Annotated in this window: 23 protein-coding genes; 2 read left to right on the plus strand and 21 right to left on the minus strand. The window is 41.4% G+C overall.

Translation table 11 applies throughout. From position 1 onward, the window contains the following. Positions 1 to 30: 30 nt before the first annotated feature. The 15 genes from hfq to E4K68_RS18205 all read right to left on the minus strand — a co-directional run bounded on the left by hfq (position 31) and on the right by E4K68_RS18205 (position 17,306). Entirely contained in the window at positions 31 to 276 is a 246-nt protein-coding gene (hfq, locus tag E4K68_RS18140) for an RNA chaperone Hfq (protein WP_135380323.1), read from the minus strand. A gap of 34 nt (positions 277 to 310) precedes the next feature. Beyond that, a complete protein-coding gene (miaA, locus tag E4K68_RS18145; RefSeq protein ID WP_135380324.1) occupies positions 311 to 1,252 on the minus strand; it encodes a tRNA (adenosine(37)-N6)-dimethylallyltransferase MiaA in 942 nt (313 codons plus the stop codon). Positions 1,253 to 1,266: 14 nt separating this feature from the next. Next, entirely contained in the window at positions 1,267 to 2,067 is an 801-nt protein-coding gene (locus tag E4K68_RS18150; protein ID WP_135380325.1) for a class I SAM-dependent methyltransferase, read from the minus strand. A gap of 88 nt (positions 2,068 to 2,155) precedes the next feature. Then, positions 2,156 to 4,084 (minus strand): DNA mismatch repair endonuclease MutL, encoded by a 1,929-nt coding sequence (mutL, locus tag E4K68_RS18155; protein ID WP_135380326.1) that lies wholly within the window; start codon positions 4,082 to 4,084, stop codon positions 2,156 to 2,158. Further along, on the minus strand, positions 4,057 to 5,391 hold the full coding sequence (locus tag E4K68_RS18160; protein WP_135380327.1) for a histone deacetylase: 1,335 nt from the start codon (positions 5,389 to 5,391) through the stop codon (positions 4,057 to 4,059). The genes mutL and E4K68_RS18160 overlap by 28 nt, the downstream gene beginning before the upstream one ends. After that, complete coding sequence (locus tag E4K68_RS18165) at positions 5,388 to 7,055, minus strand: hydantoinase/oxoprolinase family protein (RefSeq protein ID WP_135380328.1); 1,668 nt, start codon at positions 7,053 to 7,055, stop codon at positions 5,388 to 5,390. The genes E4K68_RS18160 and E4K68_RS18165 overlap by 4 nt, the downstream gene beginning before the upstream one ends. Before the next feature lie 38 nt (positions 7,056 to 7,093). Beyond that, a complete protein-coding gene (mutS, locus tag E4K68_RS18170) occupies positions 7,094 to 9,643 on the minus strand; it encodes a DNA mismatch repair protein MutS (protein ID WP_135380329.1) in 2,550 nt (849 codons plus the stop codon). 130 nt (positions 9,644 to 9,773) lie between these two features. Next, positions 9,774 to 10,190 carry a YlbF family regulator gene (locus tag E4K68_RS18175; protein ID WP_135380330.1) on the minus strand — a complete coding sequence of 139 codons (417 nt, stop codon included), beginning with the start codon at positions 10,188 to 10,190 and terminating at the stop codon, positions 9,774 to 9,776. 80 nt (positions 10,191 to 10,270) lie between these two features. Next, positions 10,271 to 11,599, minus strand: coding sequence for a tRNA (N6-isopentenyl adenosine(37)-C2)-methylthiotransferase MiaB (miaB, locus tag E4K68_RS18180; RefSeq protein WP_135380331.1), 1,329 nt, complete (start codon positions 11,597 to 11,599; stop codon positions 10,271 to 10,273). A 127-nt stretch (positions 11,600 to 11,726) separates the two neighbouring features. Further along, complete coding sequence (gene ytvI / locus E4K68_RS18185; RefSeq protein WP_135380332.1) at positions 11,727 to 12,776, minus strand: sporulation integral membrane protein YtvI; 1,050 nt, start codon at positions 12,774 to 12,776, stop codon at positions 11,727 to 11,729. Further along, positions 12,776 to 14,032 (minus strand): D-alanyl-D-alanine carboxypeptidase family protein, encoded by a 1,257-nt coding sequence (locus tag E4K68_RS18190; protein ID WP_243450443.1) that lies wholly within the window; start codon positions 14,030 to 14,032, stop codon positions 12,776 to 12,778. Before E4K68_RS18190 ends, ytvI begins: the two co-directional genes overlap by 1 nt. 27 nt (positions 14,033 to 14,059) lie before the next feature. Then, entirely contained in the window at positions 14,060 to 14,905 is an 846-nt protein-coding gene (locus E4K68_RS18195; RefSeq protein ID WP_135380333.1) for a DegV family protein, read from the minus strand. 157 nt (positions 14,906 to 15,062) lie between these two features. Beyond that, complete coding sequence (locus tag E4K68_RS21530) at positions 15,063 to 15,185, minus strand: hypothetical protein (protein WP_282433011.1); 123 nt, start codon at positions 15,183 to 15,185, stop codon at positions 15,063 to 15,065. An 82-nt stretch (positions 15,186 to 15,267) separates the two neighbouring features. Continuing rightward, positions 15,268 to 15,687 carry a thioesterase family protein gene (locus E4K68_RS18200; RefSeq protein ID WP_135380334.1) on the minus strand — a complete coding sequence of 140 codons (420 nt, stop codon included), beginning with the start codon at positions 15,685 to 15,687 and terminating at the stop codon, positions 15,268 to 15,270. Between the two features lie 164 nt (positions 15,688 to 15,851). Next, positions 15,852 to 17,306 carry a peptidoglycan DD-metalloendopeptidase family protein gene (locus E4K68_RS18205; protein ID WP_135380335.1) on the minus strand — a complete coding sequence of 485 codons (1,455 nt, stop codon included), beginning with the start codon at positions 17,304 to 17,306 and terminating at the stop codon, positions 15,852 to 15,854. Between the two features lie 151 nt (positions 17,307 to 17,457). On the opposite strand from E4K68_RS18205, the gene E4K68_RS18210 reads away from it, so the two are divergent. Further along, on the plus strand, positions 17,458 to 17,652 hold the full coding sequence (locus E4K68_RS18210; RefSeq protein ID WP_135380336.1) for a DUF896 domain-containing protein: 195 nt from the start codon (positions 17,458 to 17,460) through the stop codon (positions 17,650 to 17,652). An 8-nt stretch (positions 17,653 to 17,660) separates the two neighbouring features. Here E4K68_RS18210 and E4K68_RS18215 read toward each other — a convergent pair whose 3' ends face one another. After that, entirely contained in the window at positions 17,661 to 18,314 is a 654-nt protein-coding gene (locus E4K68_RS18215) for an MBL fold metallo-hydrolase (protein WP_135380337.1), read from the minus strand. A 201-nt stretch (positions 18,315 to 18,515) separates the two neighbouring features. Between E4K68_RS18215 and E4K68_RS18220 the strand changes: the two genes are divergently transcribed. Then, positions 18,516 to 18,803 (plus strand): hypothetical protein, encoded by a 288-nt coding sequence (locus E4K68_RS18220; RefSeq protein WP_135380338.1) that lies wholly within the window; start codon positions 18,516 to 18,518, stop codon positions 18,801 to 18,803. 227 nt (positions 18,804 to 19,030) lie between these two features. Here E4K68_RS18220 and pyk read toward each other — a convergent pair whose 3' ends face one another. From pyk to E4K68_RS18245, 5 genes are all read right to left on the minus strand, one after another. Then, positions 19,031 to 20,764, minus strand: a complete 1,734-nt coding sequence (pyk, locus tag E4K68_RS18225) for a pyruvate kinase (protein ID WP_135380339.1) — start codon at positions 20,762 to 20,764, stop codon at positions 19,031 to 19,033. Positions 20,765 to 20,781: 17 nt separating this feature from the next. Beyond that, positions 20,782 to 21,792, minus strand: coding sequence for a type I glyceraldehyde-3-phosphate dehydrogenase (gap, locus tag E4K68_RS18230; protein ID WP_135380340.1), 1,011 nt, complete (start codon positions 21,790 to 21,792; stop codon positions 20,782 to 20,784). 217 nt (positions 21,793 to 22,009) lie between these two features. Next, entirely contained in the window at positions 22,010 to 23,155 is a 1,146-nt protein-coding gene (locus tag E4K68_RS18235) for a PRK06851 family protein (protein ID WP_135380341.1), read from the minus strand. A gap of 185 nt (positions 23,156 to 23,340) precedes the next feature. Continuing rightward, positions 23,341 to 24,519 carry an acetyl-CoA C-acetyltransferase gene (locus E4K68_RS18240; protein WP_135380342.1) on the minus strand — a complete coding sequence of 393 codons (1,179 nt, stop codon included), beginning with the start codon at positions 24,517 to 24,519 and terminating at the stop codon, positions 23,341 to 23,343. A 348-nt stretch (positions 24,520 to 24,867) separates the two neighbouring features. After that, complete coding sequence (locus tag E4K68_RS18245) at positions 24,868 to 25,857, minus strand: electron transfer flavoprotein subunit alpha/FixB family protein (protein WP_135380343.1); 990 nt, start codon at positions 25,855 to 25,857, stop codon at positions 24,868 to 24,870. Position 25,858: the final 1 nt, after the last annotated feature.

Raw genomic sequence — 25,858 nt, forward strand, 5'->3', positions numbered from 1 at the left:
CATTTTTTTGGTGTTATTGACTGGACTTGTTTAATTATTCGACTCTGCACTCAGGGCCACTAAGTTAATTGGACGTATCGGCATAACAGTTGAAATTGCATGTTTATAAACCATTTGCTGTCTTCCTTCAAATTCAATGACTACCGTAAAATTATCAAACCCCTTGATAAGTCCCTTAAGTTGAAACCCGTTAACCAAATAAATAGTCACAGGTAGGTTTTCCTTGCGAACCTGATTCAAAAAGGTATCTTGTAAATTGATGGGCGATTTATTCATAAATTTCCCTCCATCACCTTATTTTTCTTCTTTACTATTCTACACGAGTTTGGTAGGCTCTGCAAGTCTCGATAATCGAATTGAGAATTTCGTATGGTTCGGTCTCGATATCGTACCATCTTACCCGAGGATCACGTCGAAACCAGGTCAGTTGACGTTTTGCGAAATGACGTGTATCCCTTTGGAGCAAACGTAACATTTCTGGTTGAGTTATAAGTCCTTTAATGTACCAGTGAGCATGGCGATAGCCAATGCTTTGTAACGGCTTTAAGGTCGAATCATAACCACTCTTTAAAAGTGACAGTGTTTCTTCTATTAAACCCTGGGAAAGCATCGCTACGCAGCGTTGATTAATCCGTTCGTATATTACTTCACGTGGAGCTGTAAGCCCAATATAGACGATAGATGGATCAAGCGGCTGATATTCGTTATCTCGAAACTGACGCTGGCTGGATAATGTTTCACCCGTTAATTCCAATACTTCAAGGGCCCTGATAATCCGAAAAACATCATTAGGATGTAATTGACGAGCTGTTTCAGGGTCAAGTTTTTGCAGTTCCTCATGTAGTGATAAATTGCCGTATAAGACAACATATTCCTTCCATTTGGAACGGATTTCCTCAGAGCCATGCTGGGAGAAGTCATAAGGATCAAGTAAAGACCGAATATATAATCCTGTTCCGCCAACAACAATTGGAAAATGCCCACGACTCCTAATCTCCCTGATTAATGAAGTCGCCGTTAACTTAAACTGAGCTGCGGTAAAAGGCTCTGCGGGATCCAAGAAATCAATACAGTGATGTGGAACAAGTTTAAGTTCTTCGGCAGTTGGCTTTGCCGATCCAATATCAAGTTTCTGATAGACTTGAACGGAATCTCCTGAAATGATTTCTCCCCCGATTTCTCGTGCCAATTCTATCCCCAAGGAAGACTTGCCAACGCCTGTTGGACCGATAATTATTATCAGTGGATACACCAAACCATCCTCCATTAAACTAAAATCACGCCATAATCGATAGGACTATACCGACCTCCGAGTAATGTTTCAAACCCCAGACGTCGAAACTCAGTACTGTTTTTGCGCTCTTTGAGCACAACTCTGTGCCGAGCAATTCGACAAGCTTCTATAACTGCTTCGTGATGTAAGGGACTATGATCAGACCATTGGTGCAAGGGTTGGATTGAGCCGGATTGTTCAAGAGTATGGCGAAACATAGGGTCAAAGTATACAACATCAACAGAATTTGAAGGGATATTGGCTAAGATCTTACCGTGGTCTCCCCAATGTACTTGAATTTGCCGAGAAGCTTCCACCAAGGCAGCCCAGGAGTTCTGCTTATCCACATTTTTCGGATTGTGAATGATCTCAGAGAAATGATTCAGACCATCACGAACCAATGCGGCCAAAACCGGGGATTGTTCCAGCGCTAGGACACTTCCCATATTTCCTACAGCCCAAGCCCCAATAAGCGCATCAGTTCCTAAACCCAGAGTCGCATCAATTAATGAGTCTCCGGCATTTAACTGAGTGGCTTCAAGATAGCGGTCAGTTCCACCACGCTGGAGATTAATTAGTCGAATTAGAGCCATGCTCGGATGAAAAGATAGTCTTTCACTACCAATACTTAAGCAAACACCTCTACGTGAAATTGTAAGTTCTGGTAGTTTTTCTTCTCCACTCTGAGTTAAGATCCAGGTGCATCCAGGTTGTTCGAGGAACCACTCGAGTCTTTTTAAAAGTTCTGTATCAGAATGAGTTGTTTTGAGAAGGATGGGAATTTTATCAAACATAGAGCCTCCGGTTTTTTGCTTGTTATACAAATTGCAATCTGTTCTCCAAAGTAGTCTGTCCGCAAAACATTACACACAAACTTGTAGATTATGCGCGATAAAAACGTTTTTCAAATTCCGAACGAGTCATTTTAACCATTGTTGGGCGTCCATGTGGACATGTATAGGGATTAGTGGTCTGGCCAAGTCTCGCAATCAGTTGTTCCATTTCCAGTAAGGAAAGTGAATCTTGCGCTTTTATGGATTCTTTGCACGCTAACAGATAAATCCATTCCTCTAACAATTTATCTAAAGTAGGTGTTGTATTCTTTTGTAGGATTTCCTCTATAAATTGACGAAGTAATCTGTCTGCTTGAAAAGTTCCAGTTTGAACTGGGACGCCGCGTAATAAGTATGTTTGTGAACCAAACTGCTCCAGTATGAATCCCATTTCAGTGAGAACCCATAAATGTTCTAAAAGAACTTGTTCTTCTTGTAATGTTAATTCTATAGGAATTGGTATTAGAAGAGCCTGACTGGGGTGTTCAGCTAATTTAAACTCTATTAACAATCGTTCATAGTTAATCCGTTCATGAGCGGCATGTTGGTCAATCACAAGAAGTATTTCACCGTCAGTCGCTAAGATATAGGTGTTGAAAAGCTGAGCTAAAGGCCAGATGCGGGGTAAAATATCTTGGATTTGCGGATTAACTTGGGTAGTAGAACGTTCTTGAGTTTCATGCATTATTTGGATCGAGGAATTACCCTCGGGCATTCTAATCTCTTCATGTGTACGTTCAAAAAATTTCGGTCGATTGAGGGTTTCGTTGGGTTGATAGGTCAATTCATACTGAGTTTTCACTACTGGGGATGAAGCTATTGTCTCGAGGATTTGCAACGATGCCTTGGATTTCGACGTAAGAGCAGATACTTCGATTGGAAGAGTTTGTGGCGAAAAGGAAGTCTTTGATTTATGAGAAGATTCAGGCGTCTGTCTGGTTTGAAATGAGGGTAAAGGTTTACTATTAATTAGAGCTTGATAGACTGCCTTACTAATAAAAGAACTTAAGTCCTTTTCATTTTTAAATCTGACATTCATTTTTGTGGGATGTACATTCACATCATAATCAGAGGGTGGAACATGCAAATGGAGAACTGCTACAGGGTGAAGCTTAACCGGAACTAAGGTATGATAGCCTTCCTCTAGTGCTCTGCTTAAAAATGAAGAACGGATAATACGTCCATTAATCATAAAACTTTGGGCTTGCTTCGAAGAACGAACCAGATCTGGTGGACTGATAAAGCCTTCTAAATTCCACTCTTCGTACTGTACGCATATCTGAATAAGTTGTCGAGCGATAGTATGACCGAGAATCGCGCCGATAGTCTCACGTAAATCACCGCGCCCAGACGTTTGCAAAATGACTTGATGTGGATGAGTCAAGGAAAACGCGATGTCAGGATGCGCAAGTGCGATTCGTCCTATAGTATCACTTATTAAACCAAATTCCGTCGCGGTGGATTTTAGAAATTTTAATCGTGCTGGAGTGTTAAAGAATAGATTTCTTACCGTCACAGATGTCCCAACGGGGCACCCGACTTCCTTACATTCCCCTTGTTTTCCACCGTCAATTGTCAGGCACAATCCGGCCACTTCATCCGCAGTACGTGAAGATATTTCCATTTGCGAGACCGAAGCAATACTCGGTAGAGCTTCCCCCCTAAAACCGAGTGTTCTTAGATGATCAAGATCCTCAATCCGGCTTATTTTACTCGTTGCATGACGTATCACTGCTAAAGTTAAATCTGAAACTCCGATCCCACAACCATCATCTCGCACCCGAATTAACTGAACACCATTCCCTTCGATGGTTATATCAATGTGTTTTGCCCCAGCATCTAAGGCGTTTTCAACCAACTCCTTGACAACAGAGGCAGGGCGTTCAACGACTTCTCCAGCGGCAATTTGGTTTGCCGAGTGCGAATCCAGGATATGAATCCCCGGTGTCACTATCTCAATCCTTCCTTCCTCTGCCATAAATCTTGTTTATCGTGAAGCTGGTTCTGTAGTAAACCATAGTCGGCATCTTCACGCTGATGTTGAAGATGATCCCAAAGTTCGTAACCTGCTTGCTCACACTCTGAGCAGGCCATGAACGGAATACGAACTAATATCGACTTACCAGGAAAAGAAGAGCGACTACTCTCTATATAGACAGTACCACCACAATAACTACATTGTCGGATGTAATCGTGTCGTATTTCTTGGAACCCCTCCGTGTCATAATATACGGAATGAGGAATATATATCCAATCCCCTTTAGGGAAAAAGTATTTATTCTGGATTGTCCAATGAGGATTAATCGTTTGGTGTTGATTTTTCAATCCTTCAATATAAGGTTTAATGCTCGACAGAGTCAGTACGGAACGATCTAGTTTCTGCGGTTCACGAACATGATAATAGTCCTCTCCTGCGAGAGCAAGCAATATTGCCAAGTTAACATAAGGCAATGCTCCCTCGATGGAATATCCACCTTCTAGAACTGCTAAATCTGGTTGAAGAAGCTCTGTGATCCGCCCATATCCGCCCGCAGTAAGATTCATTGAGGCCAGTGGGTCTGTAAAATGATTATCTTGTCCCGCAGAATTAATAATCAAATCAGGTGCAAAGACTTGCAAACGCGGAAGCACCCAGTTTTCTAGGACATAGTGGTACCCTTCATCTCCAGTTCCGGGCGGAAGCGGAATGTTTAAGGTCTGACCCCATGCATTTGGCCCCCCTTTTTCATTAACAAAACCACTCCCAGGATAAAGTGTTCGCCCATCTTGATGGAGGGAGATGAAAAGAACATTTGGATCGTGATAAAAGATATCTTGTGTTCCATCACCATGATGAACATCGGTGTCAACAATTGCGATCTTCTTAATCCCGAAATGAGCCCTTAAGTGGTTCACAAGAATTGCTTCGTTATTTAGCGTACAGAACCCCCGATTTCCCCAAACCGTCGCCCCAGAATGATGTCCAGGGGGACGTGCTAGTACAAAACCATTGGCAATGTCACCGCGGACTCTTGCTTCACCTAGTAAAATAGCACTCCCAGCTGCAATGAGGTGCGCATCTAACGCTTCTAGATGGAACTGAGGGGTTGGGAATAAGGCTTGGGCTCGTAACCCCTCATGTATCGAAGCAATACGAGGAGAAAACTGTTTTATCCGGGGTAAGTCAAGAATCCCTTCTTCAAACAATTGCTCTTGAGTATAAAGAAGACGTTCTTCTCGTTCAGGATGTGATTCACCAAGTGACCAGTCAAAGGCTGGAAAAAACAAAATTCCAGTATGTCTCATACATGTACCCTCCCGATGACACCAGGCCTTAAATGAACGGCCCCACGAACAATTTGACCTACAGTTCTATAATCTTGAACAATAGGAAAAAAATCAAAGGGCTCTTTTTCCAAGTCATAAATCGCAACCTCATATTGTTTAGCTTGCTTCTGAGCAAGGGTATTTATAAAGTTCTCTACTTCCCGATGGGGTCGAAGAGATCCGGTCCATTTCCCTTGTTCGCCTGTCTCAGCTACGCGATAATATTTCATATATGTATCAAGATGAAGGGTGCAATCAAAGGTGGGTCTGGCCATAGCGGCACCTAGGGCATTCGAAACTTCAGAAAAAAGTCCTAGTTGAACAGGATTGTTTAGGCGTTTCCCCAAGGCTGTTATAAGACCACGAGCACCTCCACCACTGACCACCGTGTAAAACGCTTTAGTTTCATGAGGATGGAGAACCTCCCAGACCTTATAAGCTGGCTCTTCCTCCCACTCATGTTTAAGAGAATCAACAGCATCTGCAATCCGATCGACCACCCTGTCAATAATAGCTGTAGCAAGTTCCCGCAAATACTTTGGTGTTCGCCTCTCAGTAGGCAAGATTGAAGCAAGGCCTTCTTCAGCCAACCGTTCGTTCCCATAGTCAATAAGACCGAGATAACGCATTGCATCCGTCGGAGTCGGTACATTGCCACCTAAGCAATAAGCTGGACCAAGTCGGTAACTTTCGAGAAAAAAACCCTGATCTGTGGCACGAATGACGGAGTCCCCTCCCACTGGAATAGAACGGACTGAAAGTGATCGCACAAGGGTCGAAAAAGGTCCAATTTGCGCCCCTTTAGTGCTTAGTAACGGGTTACCAGAAAGAACGAGTCCTAAATCTGTCGTAGTTCCACCAATGTCAATTATGATAGAAGAATCCTTAGGATCACTTTGAGCTAAACCTGCAAGTACGCTTGCGGCTGGCCCTGAGTAAATTGAATCAATGGGCCGTATTTTGGCAAGTGGTAAGGTTCCTCCATCCGCCTTTAAAATAGAAACTGGGGCATGTATTTTCCGTGCACTTAACGCTGTTTGTAACTGCTCGGAAAAGTTAGTATACATATCTGAAACACCTAAATTAAGATACGTCGTCATGCTACGTCGGAAAAAATTTGCTTGCCCCCACTCATGTCCCAAAGCTACATGTATAGAAGGATAAAGATTCCTCAGGTAGGCAGCAAGTTGTTCCTCATGAAGACAGTTTCTGTGGGAGAATTTACCGACTATAGCGACATGAACCAGATTCTCACTAAAATCTGATGTCTGAAGTTTTTCCCATTCTCTGAGATCAGGAGGTTCAATCTCTCTCCCCCTGAAATCTATTTCCCCGGAGAGTTCAAGATAACTGAGTGGCCATGGTAGTGCATCAATACTCATCCCATTTCCAGAAAAAAGAAGTAATGACACAGGAGAAATTCGGTCTTGAAGAATTGCATTGGTTACTAATGTGGTACTCACAGTAACGTTGTTGATCGAAGGTACATTTGTAATTTTTAACGCATCAAAAGCATCTAATAGGGTTTCTACCAAATTTTCAGCCCGAGTGGGTACTTTTGCTGTATTTTGGATTTTTCCATTCTGAATAAACACGGCGTCAGTATAAGTACCGCCCACATCGATCCCTACTTGATTAGGCATGGTTACTCCCCTCCTTCTGGGCTTTTGGACTTTTGGAACTATATAGATTCTATAGCCTGAATACGCTCTTGCAAATCAAATAGATATTGAAGGGCTTGACGCGCAGTCATGTCCTCTAGGACTAGTTGAGTAATTTCTTGCAAAATCGGGTGAGTATGCGGAACATCAAAGAGTGCCAATTGAGAAACAACCTTAGCCGGATTTTCCGCAGAATGCACTGGTTCGGAAGATTCTAATTCCAAGAGTAGGATTTTAGCTCGTTGAAGAAGTTCTTGGGGAAGACCAGCTAGGCGCGCTACTTGAATACCATAACTGCGGTCCGCCCGACCGGGTAGTATCTTGTGTAAAAAAACGATGTCGTCCCCCCGTTCCTTTACACCAACATGAAGGTTAAAAAGCCTAGGGAATTCGTCTTGTAATTGCGTCAGCTCATGATAATGCGTAGCAAAAAGGGTCTTAGGATTGAACTCAGGATGCTGAACTAGATATTCTGTGACTGCCCATGCAATACTAAGTCCATCAAATGTTGCAGTCCCCCGTCCGATTTCATCTAAAATGATTAGGCTCTTCCCTGTAGCGTATTTCAGAATGTGTGCTACCTCTTGCATCTCAACCATAAAAGTACTTTGTCCAGCAGATAAATCATCGGAAGCACCCACACGAGTAAAAATTCGGTCGACCAGAGTGATGGTTGCCTTCTTAGCAGGTACAAAGGACCCTATATGTGCCATGAGAACAATTAAGGCCACCTGTCGCATATAGGTTGATTTACCTGCCATATTAGGCCCTGTGATGAGAGCTAACTGGTGACTATCTGAGATCGACGTATCATTGGGAACGAACACACCAGGTTCGAGCATTTGTTCTACAACAGGATGTCGACCTTCTGTAATAAGAATCTGCCCGTCTATTTGAATCTGAGGGCGGATATAGTGGTAACGAACAGCGACTTCTGCTAAACTGACAAAGACATCGATTTCGGCTAGTACCTGCGCTATATGCAAAACAACTCCAGAATAAGTACGGACATCTTCTCGCAGGGTCAAGAATAGTTCATACTCTAGTTCTTTGAGTTTTTCTTCTGCCCCCATGATTTTTTGTTCGTATTCTTTCAGTTCTGGGGTAATAAAGCGTTCAGCATTAGATAGAGTCTGCTTGCGTTGGTAGTCAGTAGGAATTAGATGCGCATTCGCATGGGTGATTTCAATATAGTAACCAAAAACTTTGTTATATCCTATCTTCAAAGAACGAATTCCGGAACGTTCGCGTTCAGCATTCTCAAGCTTGGCAACCCATTCTTTACCACCAGTTGAAATGGAGCGCAATTCATCCACTTCTTGAGAATATCCAGTATGAATAATATTGCCATCTCGCAGTGATAGAGCGGGAGTAGGATTAATTGCCTTCTGCAGTTTATTAGCGAACGTGTCGAGTCCTTCCAGATGGGGAGCCATGATTCTAAGAGTTTCTGCTGAGCTAGACGAAAGGAGTGTTCGGATTTCAGGCAGTAGAGCCAAAGTTTGCGCCAAGGATAATATGTCTTTGGCATTTGCAGTCCCATAAGACACCTTTCCCATTAGGCGCTCCAAATCATATACTTCGGAAAGAAGCTTAGACAAGTCTTTGCGAAGAAATGAGTCAGATGTCAGTTCTTCGACAGCGTTAAGACGCCTCTCTATTTCATCTTGCATAAGCAAGGGCTTATCAATCCAGTTCTTTAAAAGCCTTCCACCGAAAGCAGTCTGTGTTAAATCCAGTACAGAAAGTAGTGTTCCTTTTTTTCCTTGATCTCGCAGGGATTCCGTGAGTTCGAGGTTACGACGGGTCCACTGATCGAGGAACATCCAGTGTTCGGAACGAAACGTTTTTATCTCGATGATATGAGTCGGATCAACGCCAGGCATTGTTTCCAGTATATAGGTCCATAAAGAGTTTGCAGCCTGGGCAGCCACTGGAAATTCTTGCAATACCTCTAACTTTCCAAATCGATTCTGCAAGTCCTGACCGCAAAAGGTCTTTCGATCGCGCATGCTACAATAATAACCTATCCAGGACTTAGGTTTTTTCACAAGTTCGGGAGGCAATAGAAGCTCGGCTGGATTAATCCTGGAAAGTTCCGCCTGGAGTACCGCGATATCTGGGGTTTCGAAAATAGTAAATTCGCCAGTGGATAAATCAAGAAAGGCAAGTCCCCAGTGTTCGTCATGGTACACACTAGCTAAATAATGGTTGGTACGTTCAGAGACAGATTCGATGAGTGTACCTGGAGAAACGATACGAATAATATCGCGTTTCACAATTCCCTTAGCATTTTTAGCATCTTCCACTTGTTCACAAATCGCGACCTTATGGCCTGCATTGACCAACTTCGACAAATAGTTATCTAAAGCATGATAAGGGACGCCGCACATAGCGATGCGTTTCCCTCCCCCAGCATCACGACCAGTCAATGCAATTTGCAAAACAGGTGCTGCAACCTCTGCATCTTCCCCAAACATTTCATAAAAATCGCCAAGCCGATAAAAAAGAATAGCATCGGATGCTTTTGCTTTAATCCCTTGATATTGTTGCATCATCGGGGTGGTCATGCCTAGTATCCTCCCCTTTTGAGAATTATTTCCAAAATAGAATAATTAAGTTATCTAAATAATCCTAAAAGGGAAGAGCTACAGAATTAGCCCTCCCCTTTTCATGATTGATTTTTGTAGTTGTCTTGGATTAGTGTCCGCCACAACCACAGCCACCACTACTACCACACCCACCGCTAGAACAACTGTCATCCGAACACGAACAACCGTTATCAGAACCAGCGATCGCTCCTGCTAAAATAGAGTTAACACTATCTAACATTTGCGTGAATTTGTCTTGGGCATTCATGTAGGCTGCAATAGAAGGATTCGCTTCCACTTTGGTTTCGATTTCATCGACCGCATTTTTATCTGCTTCAGAAAGTTCTTGATCGCTTTGTTGCATTTCCATAAAGCGTTCTTGAGCTTTCTGTAATTCTGCAATCAATAATTGGGCTGAAACGTCAGCAGACATTGCATCTTCCATGCTGTGTAATTCAGCTAGTTCGGGGCTTCGGGCAATGGCATCAGCTAATAATCGGGCATTTTCTAAAATCTCATTTGTCATTGTTACACCTCCGCATAATACATTCTACATTAGGCTGCTTAATTCCTGCATTAAATATTAAGTTAAAACAAATTCTACATTTAAAGATTTTCAATGTCACCGACTAAAGTCCATGATCCTGCTTCATGGATCCGAACGTTAACTAATGAACCTATAATCTCCGAATCACCACTAAATACTACAAGTTCGTTTCCACGAGTTCGTCCTGTTAGACGCTCAGAATTTGTTCTACTGAGCCCCTCGACGAGCACCTCGTAGATTTTTCCAATCATACTTTGCCGCCATTTCAAACTGTTTTGGTTTTGTACACTCATTAACCTTTGTAACCGACGTTTCTTGACATCAAGAGGAATCTGACTATTCATTTCAGCTGCAGGCGTACCCGAACGCTTAGAATACATAAAGGTGAATGCTTGCCCATAATGAACTGTGTCCATTATAGCTAGGGTTTGCTCAAAATCCTCATCTGATTCACCGGGAAATCCAACAATAATATCTGTCGTTAAGCTAGCGTGCGGAAGGAGTTCACGAATTTTCCGAACTCGACTCAAATAGTATTCCCTAGTGTATTTCCGATTCATACGCTGTAAAATAAAATTACTTCCTGATTGAATAGGGAGATGGAAATGCTCACAAAGCTTCTGCCCCTCAGCAATCGTATTGATCAACTTATCCGATAGATCCTTGGGGTGAGACGTAATAAAACGCACCCGCAAAAGAAGGGGAATTTGATCTACCTTTTGTAACAAATCCGCAAAGTCATAGGCTGGAGAAAATTCCTTCCCGTAAGAGTTTACATTCTGTCCGAGTAAAGTTACTTCTCGACACCCTCTTTTTACAAGATCTTCTATTTCTTGAATAATTTCTTCGGGCTTACGGCTGCGTTCTCTGCCGCGCACATGTGGAACAATGCAATAAGAGCAGAAATTATCGCAACCGTACATGATATTAACGTTCGCTTTCAACTTTCCCTTCTCGGCAAGAGGGGTAGATTCTTCGGTTATATTAGGTTCTTGCCAAACTTCTGCAGCTTTTCCTCCCTGATCGACTTGCTGAAGAAGAGCTGAAAAGTTGTGTAAATTATGCGTTCCAGCCCAAATATCTACGTGAGGTGCACGTTTCTGCAGTCGTTCTAAAGCACCTGGTTGTTGAACCATGCAGCCACTAATAGCAATTTTAAGGTTTGGATTTCTTTCTTTCAGTTTCTTAAGTTCACCGATTTTACCCATTATCTTATTTTCTGCGCTTTCTCTTACGCAACAAGTGTTAATGATAACTAAGTCTGCATTTTCAAGTTCATCTGAACTTGTGTAGCCTTTTTGTCTGGTGATGTCTGTCAATGTTTCTGCATCCCGTTCAGACATCTGGCAACCATAAGCTAGTGTAACAACTTTCTTGTTCTTTTCCACCAAAAGTCAGCTCCTAAATCGTGACCTTAATATTTCTAAACTCATTATAATGTAAACAATGATGAAAAGCCAAAACAAAAGCCCATTGGCGATTTGCAATGCTGTGGTTTTCTTGTAATGAAACCCTTTAAAGATTACGGAACACCCCAGCCTTTTTTAAAGCTTGATAAGCAATAAGCACAAAAGGCCCTAAGATTAATCCGATTACACCAGTTGAGGCCAGGCCAATGTACATACTCACGAGAACGAAAAGCGGATCAAGTCCTACATTATCTCCAAGAATTTTAGGCTCAATGATGTGCCTCAAAATAGTGATAACCGTTGTAAGTAGTAATAGTTCTACAGCAAACAGAGTATGACCGCTTAAAAAGGCTAAAATAGCCCAAGGAAAAAGAATAATACCTACCCCTAAAACTGGGAGTATTCCAAAAATTCCAGTGATAGTTCCTACTGCAATCGCATATTTGGCATGGAAAATAATTAATCCCATTATGGACAGAAACAGTGTAATCAGAAAAACTATAAATTCTGCCCGAACAAAACCTGCAAAGGCTCGAGAAAAATCACGACCTAATTCGCTGAGGTCCTCACGCCATTCCAGAGGAAAAATATGCGAAAATTCACTGAGGTATCGTTTTGAGGCTATCGACATAAAAAACGTTGCAACTAGGGCAATTACAATCACAATAATGATTTCGGGGATCTTAGCGGCTAACGATAAAACACTTGCAAGTACGGCAGGAATATTATTGATGAATTCTTTCACAGTATTATTAAGTGCGTCAAGATTATTTCCAGGAAGTTTTAAATAATAAACTTCCACTTTGGTGATCCAATGCATAAAAAAGTGTTGTAATAATTGATTATAATAGGGCCAGTGTATATAAATATCCTGAACTTCTCGAACTAATCGTATAATCAGTAGCGTTATAATAACGCCTAATCCTCCGATTTCAATAATCATGGCCGTTAAAACTGCAGCTACATGTGGGAGGCGAACCTTTTGAGCCAGAAAGTTCCTTAAAGGACTAATAGTTACGGTCAAGATAAATGCCAGAATAAAGGGCAAGAATAAATGGATAAAGTGTCCAATAAGATAAATAAGCCCTCCTGTTATAACCCAGAAGGCTATGAACTTTAAACTTCGATTCATAAATGTTTTGGTTACTTGATTCACTAATTGGATGACTCCCTTCTTCGGGTAAACCGTCTTTGCTTGCATCTTTGGAAATCAGAATATCTTTTGTTCCAAATGAAGAGTGGTAAAATGATACCCATAATAATTATTCCAATAACCCAGGGCAGATATGAATGTGTTTTTACTTGCTTGGTTGGCGCAGAAATTGATCGTGAGGATTTTAAGGGTAACGTGTTTAACAGTGTGCCTTTATTCAAAACCTCGACATTGGCAAGAACTTGTCCTTCTTCTACTGAAGTAAGAGCACTGGTGTAAGTAGGTATTACGCGTAAATCCAGTGTAGGACTTTGTTCATTGAGTTTCGTCGTTATATAAATTGGACGATCGATGATGAGATTCATTGGTTCGTTATTCACCATCGCTGTGGAAATGACAGAGCCTGTAGGTTTTAATATCGTTTGCTTATATTGAGTAAAACCATATTCAAACATATCCTGCATGTCTGTGTAGATTTCACGACCTGGGGATTTAAGGATCACGCCAATAAGCTGGCGGCCATCCTTTGTTACCGATGCGACAAGACAGTTCTGCGCAGCTGCTGTATAACCAGTCTTAATACCATCTACTGCAGAGTCTCTCCATAACAATTTATTTTCATTAACCATTTGTATCGGAAGATCGGCTTTTGATCGAGATATGGCCTGAGATTTCGTACGTACGTACTGTGCAAAAACAGGATTCTGATAAGCGACCCTGGCTATTAGCGCGAGATCATGTGCTGTTGTGACATGCCCAGACTCTGTTAAGCCACTTGGATTTTGAAAATGGGTCTCTGTCGCTCCAATTTCCAAAGCACGTTGATTCATCATATCAACGAAGTTTGGCAAATCACTTCCTATATATTCCGCAATATCGACTGCGGCATCGTTGGCAGAGTTTAATAGTAATGCATAGAGAAGATCCTTTAATAGCAACTTTTCACCGGGCGCTAGATAAATTTGCGTACCATATACAAGTTTATTATTAAGCATTGTTGTACTTGCTGTAACAGTTTCATTCAAATTACCACGTTCAATAGCCAAAAGCCCCGTCATAATTTTTGTGGTACTTGCAGGAGCCAGTGGCTTATCAGGATTTTTCATAAAAAGAGTTTGCCCCGACTTTACATCGATCAAATAGGCACCTTCTCCGTGAACTTGAGGTAATTTTACAAGAGTAGCGTCTTCAGCGAACGCAGTAGAAGTAACACTAACCATCATGAAAATTGCAAGAAGAAAAGCAGTGATGAATTTCAATGAAGTACACCTCTTATTCTGTCGTGTTCATACCTGATAAAATAGTGCAAGTGTTCCAGGTCCAGTATGACTTCCGACGACACACCCAATTTCACTAATCCAGATATCCTTTACCGTGAAGCGTTGTCGAATTTCATCTACTAAAATCTGGGCATCATCTAAACATGCAGAATGAGAAATCCCCAAAATTTGCTGTTCGGGATGAGCTATTTCTCGAGCCATTACTTCTACTAATTTGCGAATTGCTGCTCGTCGGGATCGAACTTTGGCAAAAGGTTCAATTTTACCATCTGGGGTAATATGCAAGACGGGTTTAATATCGAGTAGTCCACCAAAAAATCCTGTTGTTTTGCTCACTCTTCCACCCTTTACGAGATGTTCTAGTGTATCTAGCGCAAAAACATAACGCATGTTTTTGCGAATTTCAAATAGTTTGGGTTCCACTTCAGCCCAAGATGCCTTATTTTTTAGGATTTCCTGCGCATTCAGCGCAAGCAAACCATATCCAAATGATGCTCCCAAGCTATCAATAATATACACCCGATCTGGAGCAGAGGTCATTTCACGTAACAGTTGAGCCGTCGAAAACGTCGAACTTAACTTGGAAGAAAGATGAATCGCCACTACTTCATGCCCCTCGGACAAGATTCTCTCATAATGTTCCAAAAGAATTTTCGGATTGGGTTGTGATGTTTTCGGCAATTCTCTAAAGTTTTTAAATTGGGCATAGAAATCTTTAGTTGTTAATTCAAACCCTTCTAAATAGGTCTTCCCATTTATGTTAACAGCCATAGGAACAGTGACTATACCTGCGGTGGTTGCAAGGTGAATGGGTATATCGGATGCACTGTCCACAATAATTTTGAAGGACATTAAAACACCTCCTACAAGACAATGCGACCTAATTATAATTCGGGTAAAACTAGGATAATCCTGCTAAACGTATAAAAAAAATGCTCATCATCTTCGATAAGCATTTTATATATTTTAGAAAATCTAACGAGCATACGATCTAGAAATGACCGTTTCATTAAGATGCGAATTTCTGAATGATTGCATGTTGCCCAAGGGTAGCCATCAGTGACGAAAGTTCCTGCTTCTTTACGAGCCGATAATTAACTTCTTCTCCTTCGATCCACGTTACAAGAAACATAGAATCCCTCCCCATCTGTATTATGTATACATAATACCATAACAAAAGAAGGAATACAATAGATTTATTATACCTTCTCCGACTAAGGGATTAGATCACTACTAACGGGTTGCAAAAGTGACCAAATTGGGTATCTATGTACGTCAGCCATACGACCTTCTTTATTAATAAACACATGCACTGTTTTCCCTTCTGCTAACAGGGTTTCATCACGATAGACGAGATAAGAAAAACTAACAGAACGCGATGATATTTTATCTATTTCGGTAACAATCACAAGTTCATCATCATAATGAGTTGGCTTACGGTAACGGCAGCTAGCTTCTACGACTGCCAAGCCTAAACCTTGTTCTTCGAACTTCGTATAGGGAAGGCCTATTTCCCGAAAGAGTTCTGACCTTCCCACCTCGAACCAAATAAGATAATTCGAATGATAAACAATACCCATTTGATCGGTTTCAGCATAACGAACACGCAAACGTGTTTTAGAAGATAATCCCATCAATGACCCTCCTCAAATCATCCAGAATCTTATATGTAGTTTATAATTTACTAGTAATCTTAACCCCATATGTTCCAAGGAAATCACATTAATTCCCAATCTGCTACACTAATAAAATTACAACTGTAGACTTTAAATTAGAGCACCACTGATACTCTGGATTCTTAACGAAGGTAGTTCAGAGGATTGACTGTATCACCATTGAGGATGACTTCAAAATGTAGATGAGGACCCGTCGAGTTGCCTGTCGTGCCGACCAATCCAATGGTCTGGCCTTGGCTCACGTGTTGCCCAACAGATACTAGTAGTCGTGAAGCATGCCCATAACGTGTCATTACGCCATTTCCATGGTCAATGAGTATCATATTACCGTAACCTCCACCCCATCCAGCTGCAACGATCGTTCCCGAAGCAGCGGCAGAATAAGGTTCTCCTACATCAGCTCCGATGTCTAATCCCGTGTGAAAACTACCCCAACGTGAACCAAAATAAGAATTAATCGGTCCTCTAACGGGCCAGGCAATCTTTGAAGTGCTCCCAGATCCTCTGGACCCAGAAACTATGTAGGCCACATTTACTGGCGTTTTTGGTCCTTTGGCAATTACCTGTGGAACAGGTGACTTAGTTACCTTCTCGTCCACAACTTGTTTAGTGACATCATCCCCATTCTTTCGAACATAGGAGTATGTAACAAGTTTGGAACCATCGCTTCCTTGTTCTTTTACCACAGTTTCTCCTCTAGAAAGCTTTGCATCTGTATTTGTCACCACATCAAAGGCGATAATTTCCGATTGCGTTAAGATTCCTTTACTGACGACAGTCAAGTAAGGGCTAGCAGAGACTATTTTCACCTTCTGTCCTGTCAGAATCTTACTATCCTCAGTCATTCCCGGGTTACCAGCTAGGACTTCTTTTGTCTTCATGTTATTTTTGCGAGCAATCAGCCACCATGAGTCATTCGCTTGGGCTATATATTCAGTTGTCGCCATCTTCCCGTCTTTTAACATTTTAAAGGCTTGATCAAGCAGTTTTACCTGGTCAGGTTGAGCTTCGACTTGCTTAGTGGAAATGGATTCAGTAAACTCGACAGATGTCAATTTATTGCTTTCACTCGGATTCGTATAGAAATCTTGATATGTTTTAAGAAGTTTTTGAACATCTTCTTGGTTTGGTAAGATCACGACCTGTGTTCCTTCGACCTCTAATGCATACCCATCGATATAGGAGGTAAGATTTTTTTGAAGCTCATTTTCGGTTGAAAATTCCCCCAAAAGTGCTGCCTTTTTAACTCGAACTCGTTCAAATTTAATATTGTCGTGAGTTTTAGCAACCGTACCTATAGCTTGTCCACGTTTTGCAAGAATGGTGTCAACAATATGTTGGCCTTTATCTACATTTGCCACTATACCAGCCCTATGTCCATTGATGGTAATATAAGCTGCCGAAGCTGTACTATAAAGGTATGTGGTTGCACTGCTAACGACCAAAACAACGGTTACCGTTCCAACGATCAATTTAGGTGATCGCCAAGATATTGCACGGAAGTACTTTGGTACCCATGATTTCCAATTAAGAAAAAATTCTTTAATTAAAACGAATGACTTTTCAATTTTTTTCATCCTAGCCCCCATTCGTCTGATAGACGTTTTTCGTTTATTATAGCATTCATTCGCCAGTATAGGAATAAATCTGTCATTGTTTTTGTCAATATGCTATAATGTGGTAAAAAAATTAATCTGTTTACAGAATTAGACAAAAGGAGAATTAAGAATGAAAACTTCACCCATTAATGTAATGATCGAACGTATTAATGAACTTGCGAGAAAGCAAAAGACAGTTGGACTCGAAGAGTGGGAACGCGATGAACAAGAATCATTGCGTCAGGAATATCTATCTTTTATTCGGGGACAAGTGAAAGATACCCTAAATAAAGTACAGATTTCCAAGAATACCCCTTTACACTAAAACGATTTCTACTTTTTTATCGAATTTTGTAGTTTGTCAAGCCAATGACTCGATGCAGGGGTTGCAGGACCATGTCCAGGCAAAATCCATCGTAGTGGACGTTCAATTACTGCTTGGGCGGATTCCTTCAATTTATCTATATCCCAAGTGAAATAACTTGGAGCTAAACGTATCTCTCCCCCCTGAAAGAGGTCGCCAACGATTGCGACACCGTTACGATAAAGCACAATGTGCCCAGGAGTATGACCAGGAGTATGAATGATTTCCCAATCCTTAAATAGTTCCGCGTTTACTAATGATCGAAGATTTGTTGGAGAAATTAACTTTCCGTAAGGTCTAGTAGCTAGTGGTAACCAACGTTTAATACCAATGCGTTTTTTTTGACCAAGTACATAAGGTATCTCGATAGTATGTGCATAAATGGGACATTTAGCGAGTTGCTGCATTGCTACAATGCTTCCAACATGATCCACGTCATAATGAGTTATTACAATACCATCAAGTGCGCAAGGTTCAATTCCATTAGCCCTTAGATAATCACAAATTCGATGTTCTTGACCAGGCAAGCCAGTGTCAATTAGAAATAATTGTGAACCGGTCACAAGGTAAACGTGTGCTCCCTTTACCCCTTCTACCATATGTATGCCATCAGTAACTAACACAGGAATATTTCCTCCATCCACTAACTAATTAGTATAATTTTTACAAGGAATAAAAGTACCTTAAGTTCGCTAATAGGCTAGCATATCTTACCATTCTTTGCAATAGCTCTTTTCTCTCTGAATGTATTTGTTTCGGCAATCAGGCAAATAATAAATGCAGGTAATTGTTACTTATATTTATTATAAAGGAGGAGAATATCTTTGCCAGAACGCATTTTGAAGTACGGAGGAGCCAAAATCCGGAATCTTGTCCCACCTGTCAAAATTAATCGATTTGTAAATCGTTTACCTAAGAATAAACGTGATTCACTTTTTGAAATTGCTAGTGAACTTCAAGCAGCAGGATTAATCGATGTATTAAATGGCCGTTCGCAAAGTACAATTGACAAGGATACGATTGATGATCAAATGACTAACACGGGCAATTCCGCTCATGATATTCAAGGATTGAAAAGAAATACTAAAGACACACTAAATCTTCCCAAATAGCCTTTAATTAATAAAATGCAAAAACGCGTGCAGTAGATCATTGTCTTACTGTACGCGTTTTATATTTGCATTTAGAAAGCAACTTTCTAACAAGCCTCTCCTTTTTATTTGTCCATGGTTCTTCTGCCTTTCCTAATGTATTCCGTAACCGTAGTAGTCTGTAATAAAAGTATAAGCACTATCCCAAAGAGCAAATAGGGATTGAATTCATTCACCTCTCGCTTACGTTAAAGAATACTAACAGAACCCTCATACAGCAGGCCTGTCAGGGCATCGACTGTCACAGTCTGACCATTAATTACGTTTGAAATAGCACTTTGAGCACCAACGATCGTCGGTATTCCATAGTGTAAGGCAACAATGGCAGCGTGTGATGTTAAACCGCCCTCTTCTACAACTAACGCTCCGGCCCGTGCAATCAATGGAACAAAGTTAGCATCGGTCCTCTCAGAGATCAGAATATCCCCATCATTAAAAAAGTCCTTCTCCGGTAGCTGGATTTTACGTGCGAATCCAGAGTATGACTTTCGACCGACTCCGATTCCTCTAGCTAATATATTTCCCATAATTTGGACTTTGATCATATTCGTGGAACCGACTTTACCAATTGGAACTCCTGCAGTGATTACCACGACATCACCGGCTTGAATATAATTCTGATTTAAGGCGGTATTCACAGAAATTGACAACATTTGATCGGTTTCCGAGCTCTGAGGGACTACAAGAGGTTGAACACCCCATTGCAGGGATAATTTCCTTGCTGTTAAGGCAAATGGGGTTGCTGCAATGATCAGGGCATTGGGCCGATATTTAGAAATCATACGTGCCGTCAAGCCCGAATGAGTTGGCGTAATAATTGCTGCAGCGTCGAGGTCTTTAGCAATAGTATAACTCGCAAAACTGATTGCTTCTGCAATGTTAAGTTGAGGATGTCTAGTAGCTTGTTTGTCCAGACAGGTTTGCTCAGTTCTCGTAGAAATTTTAGCCATCATTTGAACAGCTTCAACTGGAAAGAGACCCGCAGCAGTTTCACCAGATAACATAATGGCATCCGTTCCATCCAAAATTGCGTTAGCAACATCACTTGCCTCTGCTCTCGTGGGCCGAGGTTGTCGAATCATAGAATCTAACATTTGTGTCGCGACAATAACTGGTTTACCCAATAAATTGCATTTACGAATCATTTCTTTCTGACTGACTGGAACTTCTTCAACAGGAATTTCTACTCCAAGGTCTCCGCGAGCAACCATAAGACCATCAGCGACTTCTAGAATAGCGTCTAAGTTAGTCAATCCTTCTTGACTTTCGATCTTGGCTATGATTTGGATATCCGCACCCATTTCTTCAACGACCCTTCGTACAGCCAAAACATCTAAGGCCTTACGAGTAAAAGAAGCGGCAATAAAATCAATTCCTTGTGAAATACCAAAACGAATATCCTCAATATCCTTTTCCGTTACGGCTGGAAGGTCGATAGGGGCACCAGGGACGTTTACCCCCTTTTGTGACTTAAGAACTCCACCGTTTCGAACAATGGTTCGAATAATTTCGCACTCTACAGAGGTAACCTCTAAATCGATTTGACCATCATCAATGAGAATATGGGTACCTGGGTCAACTTCTTGCCACAGGTTAACATAAGTAATTCCAACCTGTTGTGTATTACCAATGTCGAGATTCGTATTCAAAGAAAAGGCAGCTCCGATTTCAAGAGTAATCCCCTCTTTAGGAACCATACCAGTGCGCACTTCCGGCCCTTTGGTGTCGAGAAGAATACCTAAATGTTTCCCTATTTTTGTGGCTTCCTCTTTCAATACAGCAATTCTACGACCATGTTCTTCATGGGTTCCATGTGAAAAATTTAGGCGAGCAACATCCATTCCTGCAGCTAGAAGAGATTGAACCTTTTCTTTGGACTCACTTGCTGGGCCAATTGTACAAACAATTTTAGTCCTTCGCATTGTGCCTTCCCTCCAGCCTATAAGCCTTTATTTACAATCATTGTAACTAAATCAACGATACGATTTGAATAGCCGGATTCATTATCGTACCAAGCCAATACTTTAACCATCCGATCTCCAATCATCATAGTTGATAATCCATCAACTATGGAACTTGCAGGATTACCGTTGAAATCACGGGAAACAAGTGGTAGTTCCGTATATTCGAGGTATCGCTTAAATTTACCATCTGCAGCCTGGCGTAAGGTGGCATTTACTTCTTCTTTGGTAGTAGGCTTAGATAAATTGGCAACAAAATCAATCAGCGAAACATTGGGTGTTGGAACCCGAACAGCGAGCCCATTCATTCTGCCTTCCAATTCTGGTATGACTAACGTAACCGCTTTTGCTGCGCCCGTAGTAGTCGGAATCATCGATTGATAGGCAGCTCTAGCTCTACGCCAATCTTTATGTTCCAGGTCCAAAATACGTTGGTCATTCGTTACTGAATGTGTAGTTGTCATCATCCCTTGTTCAATTCCAAAAGTTTCAAGCAAAACTTTAGCCACGGGAGCAAGACAATTAGTTGTACAAGAAGCATTTGAAATTACATGATGTTTTGCTGGATCATATTTATCGTCGTTGACCCCCATAACAATCGTGATATCTTCATTTTTGGCTGGAGCAGAAATGACGACTTTTTTTGCCCCTGCAGTAAGATGTTGTGCAGCAGCATCTCGCTTTGTGAAATGACCTGTCGACTCGATGACGATATCCACATTATGTTTGCTCCAGGGCAAATCTAAAGGACTTTTTTCTGCGAAGATTTCAATTCGTTTTCCGTCGATGATCATCGTTTTTCCATCAATCTCCACAGAATTTGGAAGGATTCCATGGATTGAATCATATTTGAACAAATGTGCTAATAAATCAGGACTTCCCAAATCGTTGATGGCAACAACTTCGAAAGGAACCGATTGATTTAGGGCTGCACGAAGCGTAAGCCGACCAATTCTTCCAAAACCATTTATTGCTACTCTTAAACTCATATGGTTAAACCTCCTCTTAATTATCCAAACTAAAATTTGCCTATGTAAACACTATTCTGTTCAATTGAACAAATTCCTGCTAATATTATGTTTACATCCACATTTTTTCACTTAATTAATAATTATAGTTCCCCAAAAGAATAAAAAACTTGCAAAGCATTGCTCTTCAAGTTTTTTACACTAAAGTTCATTTACCCCAAGGAGGACAAGAATATAATTATACTTTCGTCGAGGAACTGCTAGCCGCGGCAGCAATAGCAGTTTCTTCAGCAAAGGCTAGAATTCTTTCGAACACCGAATTGTATTTCTCTTCAATTGATTTGAAATTCATAGCTGGTATATAATACGTTTCCATGAGGTCATGGGTTTGTTTCGCTTTTTTGGAATGCCCAAGAGCACGACCAATATGTTGATTAACCCTAACCCGGCAGTCCCTGATCTCATCACCACAGTCTATCATCAGTTGACTTGCATTAAGGCTCTTATCAAAATTCAAAGCAATAATTTCATGGCTAAACTTTGTGATATAGTTATAGGGCTCGCAATTAATGACCAATGCGATTCGGAGATCGGGAAGGATGATTAGGTCAAGTTGCTTGGGATCCAATGTATTATGATAATACTCAACATCTAAACCGTATGTTAGTGCACGGTCAGCGATCTTCGAAAGAAATGTTGATTTACCCGTCCCCGGTTGTCCTTCAAGCGTGTATAGTGTATTCGTATCGTATAGTAGTGTATCTATAAACTCAGTTTTTCCTTGAGGAGTATGACCCCATGCGAACAAATGACGTTCATTCGCACAAGCATTGGGCGTGGTAATTTTAAAGATATCTCTTTCAATACTCAAAGTCATTTGATTTATCTGGTTCCAATCTTGATAATTACTTGTATAATATTTCCATTCACTTAGCGCAACCTTTGCTTCTTGTAGAGCGAAATAGGCTCTTTGAAAATAGCTACTGACTTTTAAATTGCAGGCCAGAATTTCATCATGAGACTGTTTTATCAAGGCTTCATCCCAATATTCGCCGAGGTTAATGATTTCATCGACTGCACCGGGGTTCTTTGGATCCACGATGTGTGGAGCAGTTCCATCTAATAAAGCAATTTTCAATTCAGGAATAACAACCCCGTCAATAGAACCATTATCTGAAGAACAGCAGTGATATTCGATATCGTAACCTCGATCTAACATTGATTGCCCAATTTTTTTCATAAACGTCGATTTCCCTACACCCGGGCCCCCTTTTATAACGAAAATGTGTTTAGCGTTTTGCTGGATCATGTGATGATAGTACGAAAAAAAGCCTTGGGAAGTTACAGCACCGGGAAACATCTTCTTTGTATGTACATTTGACATGTTAAAATCTCCTTTCTGCTTTGCGTCTGCAAGTCATCTTATTCATAGAGAGAGGATTTCGTTCCAATATTTAAAAATAATCTCAAACTATTTAGTGTCCTGAATCACAAAATAAGACCAACTGATTAATCATCAGTTGGTCTTATTTTGTGTGAATTTTTTGATAATCGTTCGATATAAATTTATTAGCGTTCTACAACAATGGCGATTCCTTGTCCCCCGCCGATACATAGAGTAGCCAACCCACGATGTACATCCTTACGTTTCATTTCGTGTAACAAAGTCACAAAAATACGCGTTCCAGAAGCACCAACTGGATGACCCAAGGCAATCGCACCGCCGTTCACATTCGTCTTCTCCATATCAAGTTGTAAATCTCTAGCACATATCAAAGTTTGTGAAGCAAACGCTTCGTTGGCCTCCACGAGGTCTATATCTTCGATTTTCAACCCGGCTTTTTGCAACGCTTTTCGGCTTGCTGGGATGGGGCCTGTTCCCATAATCTTTGGATCTACGCCTGCTGAAGCCCATGATTTAATGGTACAAAGAGGGGTTAAGCCAAGTTCTTCAGCTTTCTCTTTCGCCATGACGACGACAGCGGCAGCACCGTCATTAATCCCCGAAGCATTTGCGGCAGTGACGGTTCCATCCTTTTTAAAAGCACCTCGTAACTTTGCAACTGCTTCATAAGTTGCGCCAAAACGTGGGAATTCGTCCTCTGAGACAACAACGGGATCTCCTTTGCGTTGCGGAATGGACACTGGTACAATTTCCTCAACAAACTTTCCGGCTTTAATGGCCACTTCTGCACGATTTTGACTGGACACCGCATAATGGTCTTGTTCTTCGCGGGAAATACCAAACTGAACTGCAATGTTTTCAGCCGTTAAGCCCATGTGAATGTTATTCATGGCATCTGTTAATCCGTCGTTAATCATGGTATCGATAAGTGTACCATTGCCCATCCGATACCCTGTACGTGCTTTAGGAAGCGCATAGGGCGCAAGGGACATACTCTCCATCCCGCCCGCTACAACAATATCGGCGTCTCCAGCTATAATAGCCTGAGCGGCACAAACGATGGTCTTAATTCCGGATCCGCATACCTTATTAAGTGTCCAGGAAGGAATATCCTCAGGAATTCCGGCTTTAAGAGACGCTTGTCGAGCAGGATTCTGTCCTAGCGCACTCTGTAGTACGTTACCCATAATAACCTCATCAACTTGCTCCGGGGTAATCCCCGCTCTTTGTATCGCTTCTTTAATGGCCAATCCACCCAAATCGGCAGCTGGTATTTGCCCTAACGTACCACAAAAAGAACCAACGGGTGTGCGGACCGCACTCACAATAACAACTTCTCTCATTAATAGTCATCTCCTTCAATTAAACTCAATAATCTCTTGGATTGAACAATAACGGAGTTCTCTATGCTAGTAACTTAATATCATAATTTTGCAGCTTCGAGAACCATTTGTCTTAGCATTAAGACCCTGATCCTGGACTATGCACCGAGTTTTGATATCAACTGTCACAACATGTTTTGATGTTAAATAGGCAATACTCAGACAATTCGACGTATAATTAGAACTAAAACCTAAGCACAATTATCTCAACTATACATCTTATAACCAATATGCTTAAACTTACAAGATCTATTACTACATACCTAATTAGCGAAGCACCTCAGAGGCGCTTCGCTAATTGATATATGATTATTCCTTAACCAGTTTCTTGAATTCTTCGGTCAAAATGGGAACTACTTCAAAAAGGTCACCCACGATACCGTAATCAGCCACTGTAAAAATATTAGCTTCAGGGTCTTTGTTCACAGCAACAATGAACTTCGAGGATCCCATGCCCGCAAGGTGTTGAATAGCTCCAGAAATACCACAAGCGATATATAGTGTTGGTGCAACTGTTTTCCCAGTTTGTCCTACTTGGAACTTCTGTTCTATCCATCCCGCATCAACGGCTGCACGTGAAGCTCCAACAGCAGCGCCGATCACATCCGCTAGTTGTTCAAGAATACCGTAATTTTCAGGTCCTTTCATCCCGCGCCCGCCTGAGATGATAATGTTTGATTCTGTTAGCTCTGGGCGTTTAGAAGCGGCAATGGCAACTTCTTTAAGTATTGCACGTAAATCCGCGGCATCGATATCGGCCGTCTCTTTGATGATTTCTGCCTGACGTGATGCATCAGGAGCAGTTACAGGGAATGTATTGGGGCGAATCGTCGCCATAATCGGACGAACATTAGAAGCGAGATGTTCAAACGCTTTGCCTGCATATATAGGGCGAATAAATGTTAAGAAGCTATTCGCATCAGTTTCCATTCCTGTGCAATCTGAAGCTAGTCCGACTCCCAAACGATGGGCTAGACGTGGTGCAAGATCTTTTCCGACTGCCGTGTTTCCCAGTAAAACGGCTTGAGGCTCTTCTTTACGGATAAGCTTGTTAAGCACAGAGGTATAAGCGCCAGTTGTATATTCGGTTAATTTCTCATCATCAACGAGGATGACCTTGTCCGCTCCATAAGCGGCAACATTTGTAGCAAGTCCTTCAACACTACTACCAAGTACTACTGCGACGAGGGACTCGCCAGTTTCATCGGCAATTTTTCGCCCTTGACTGAGAAGTTCTAATGAAACTTTACGAATCTGTGAATTCCGTTGTTCGACAATAACCCAAATTCCTTTTGCCATG

It is taken from the genome of Desulfosporosinus sp. Sb-LF (assembly GCF_004766055.1).
GTDB lineage: Bacteria > Bacillota > Desulfitobacteriia > Desulfitobacteriales > Desulfitobacteriaceae > Desulfosporosinus.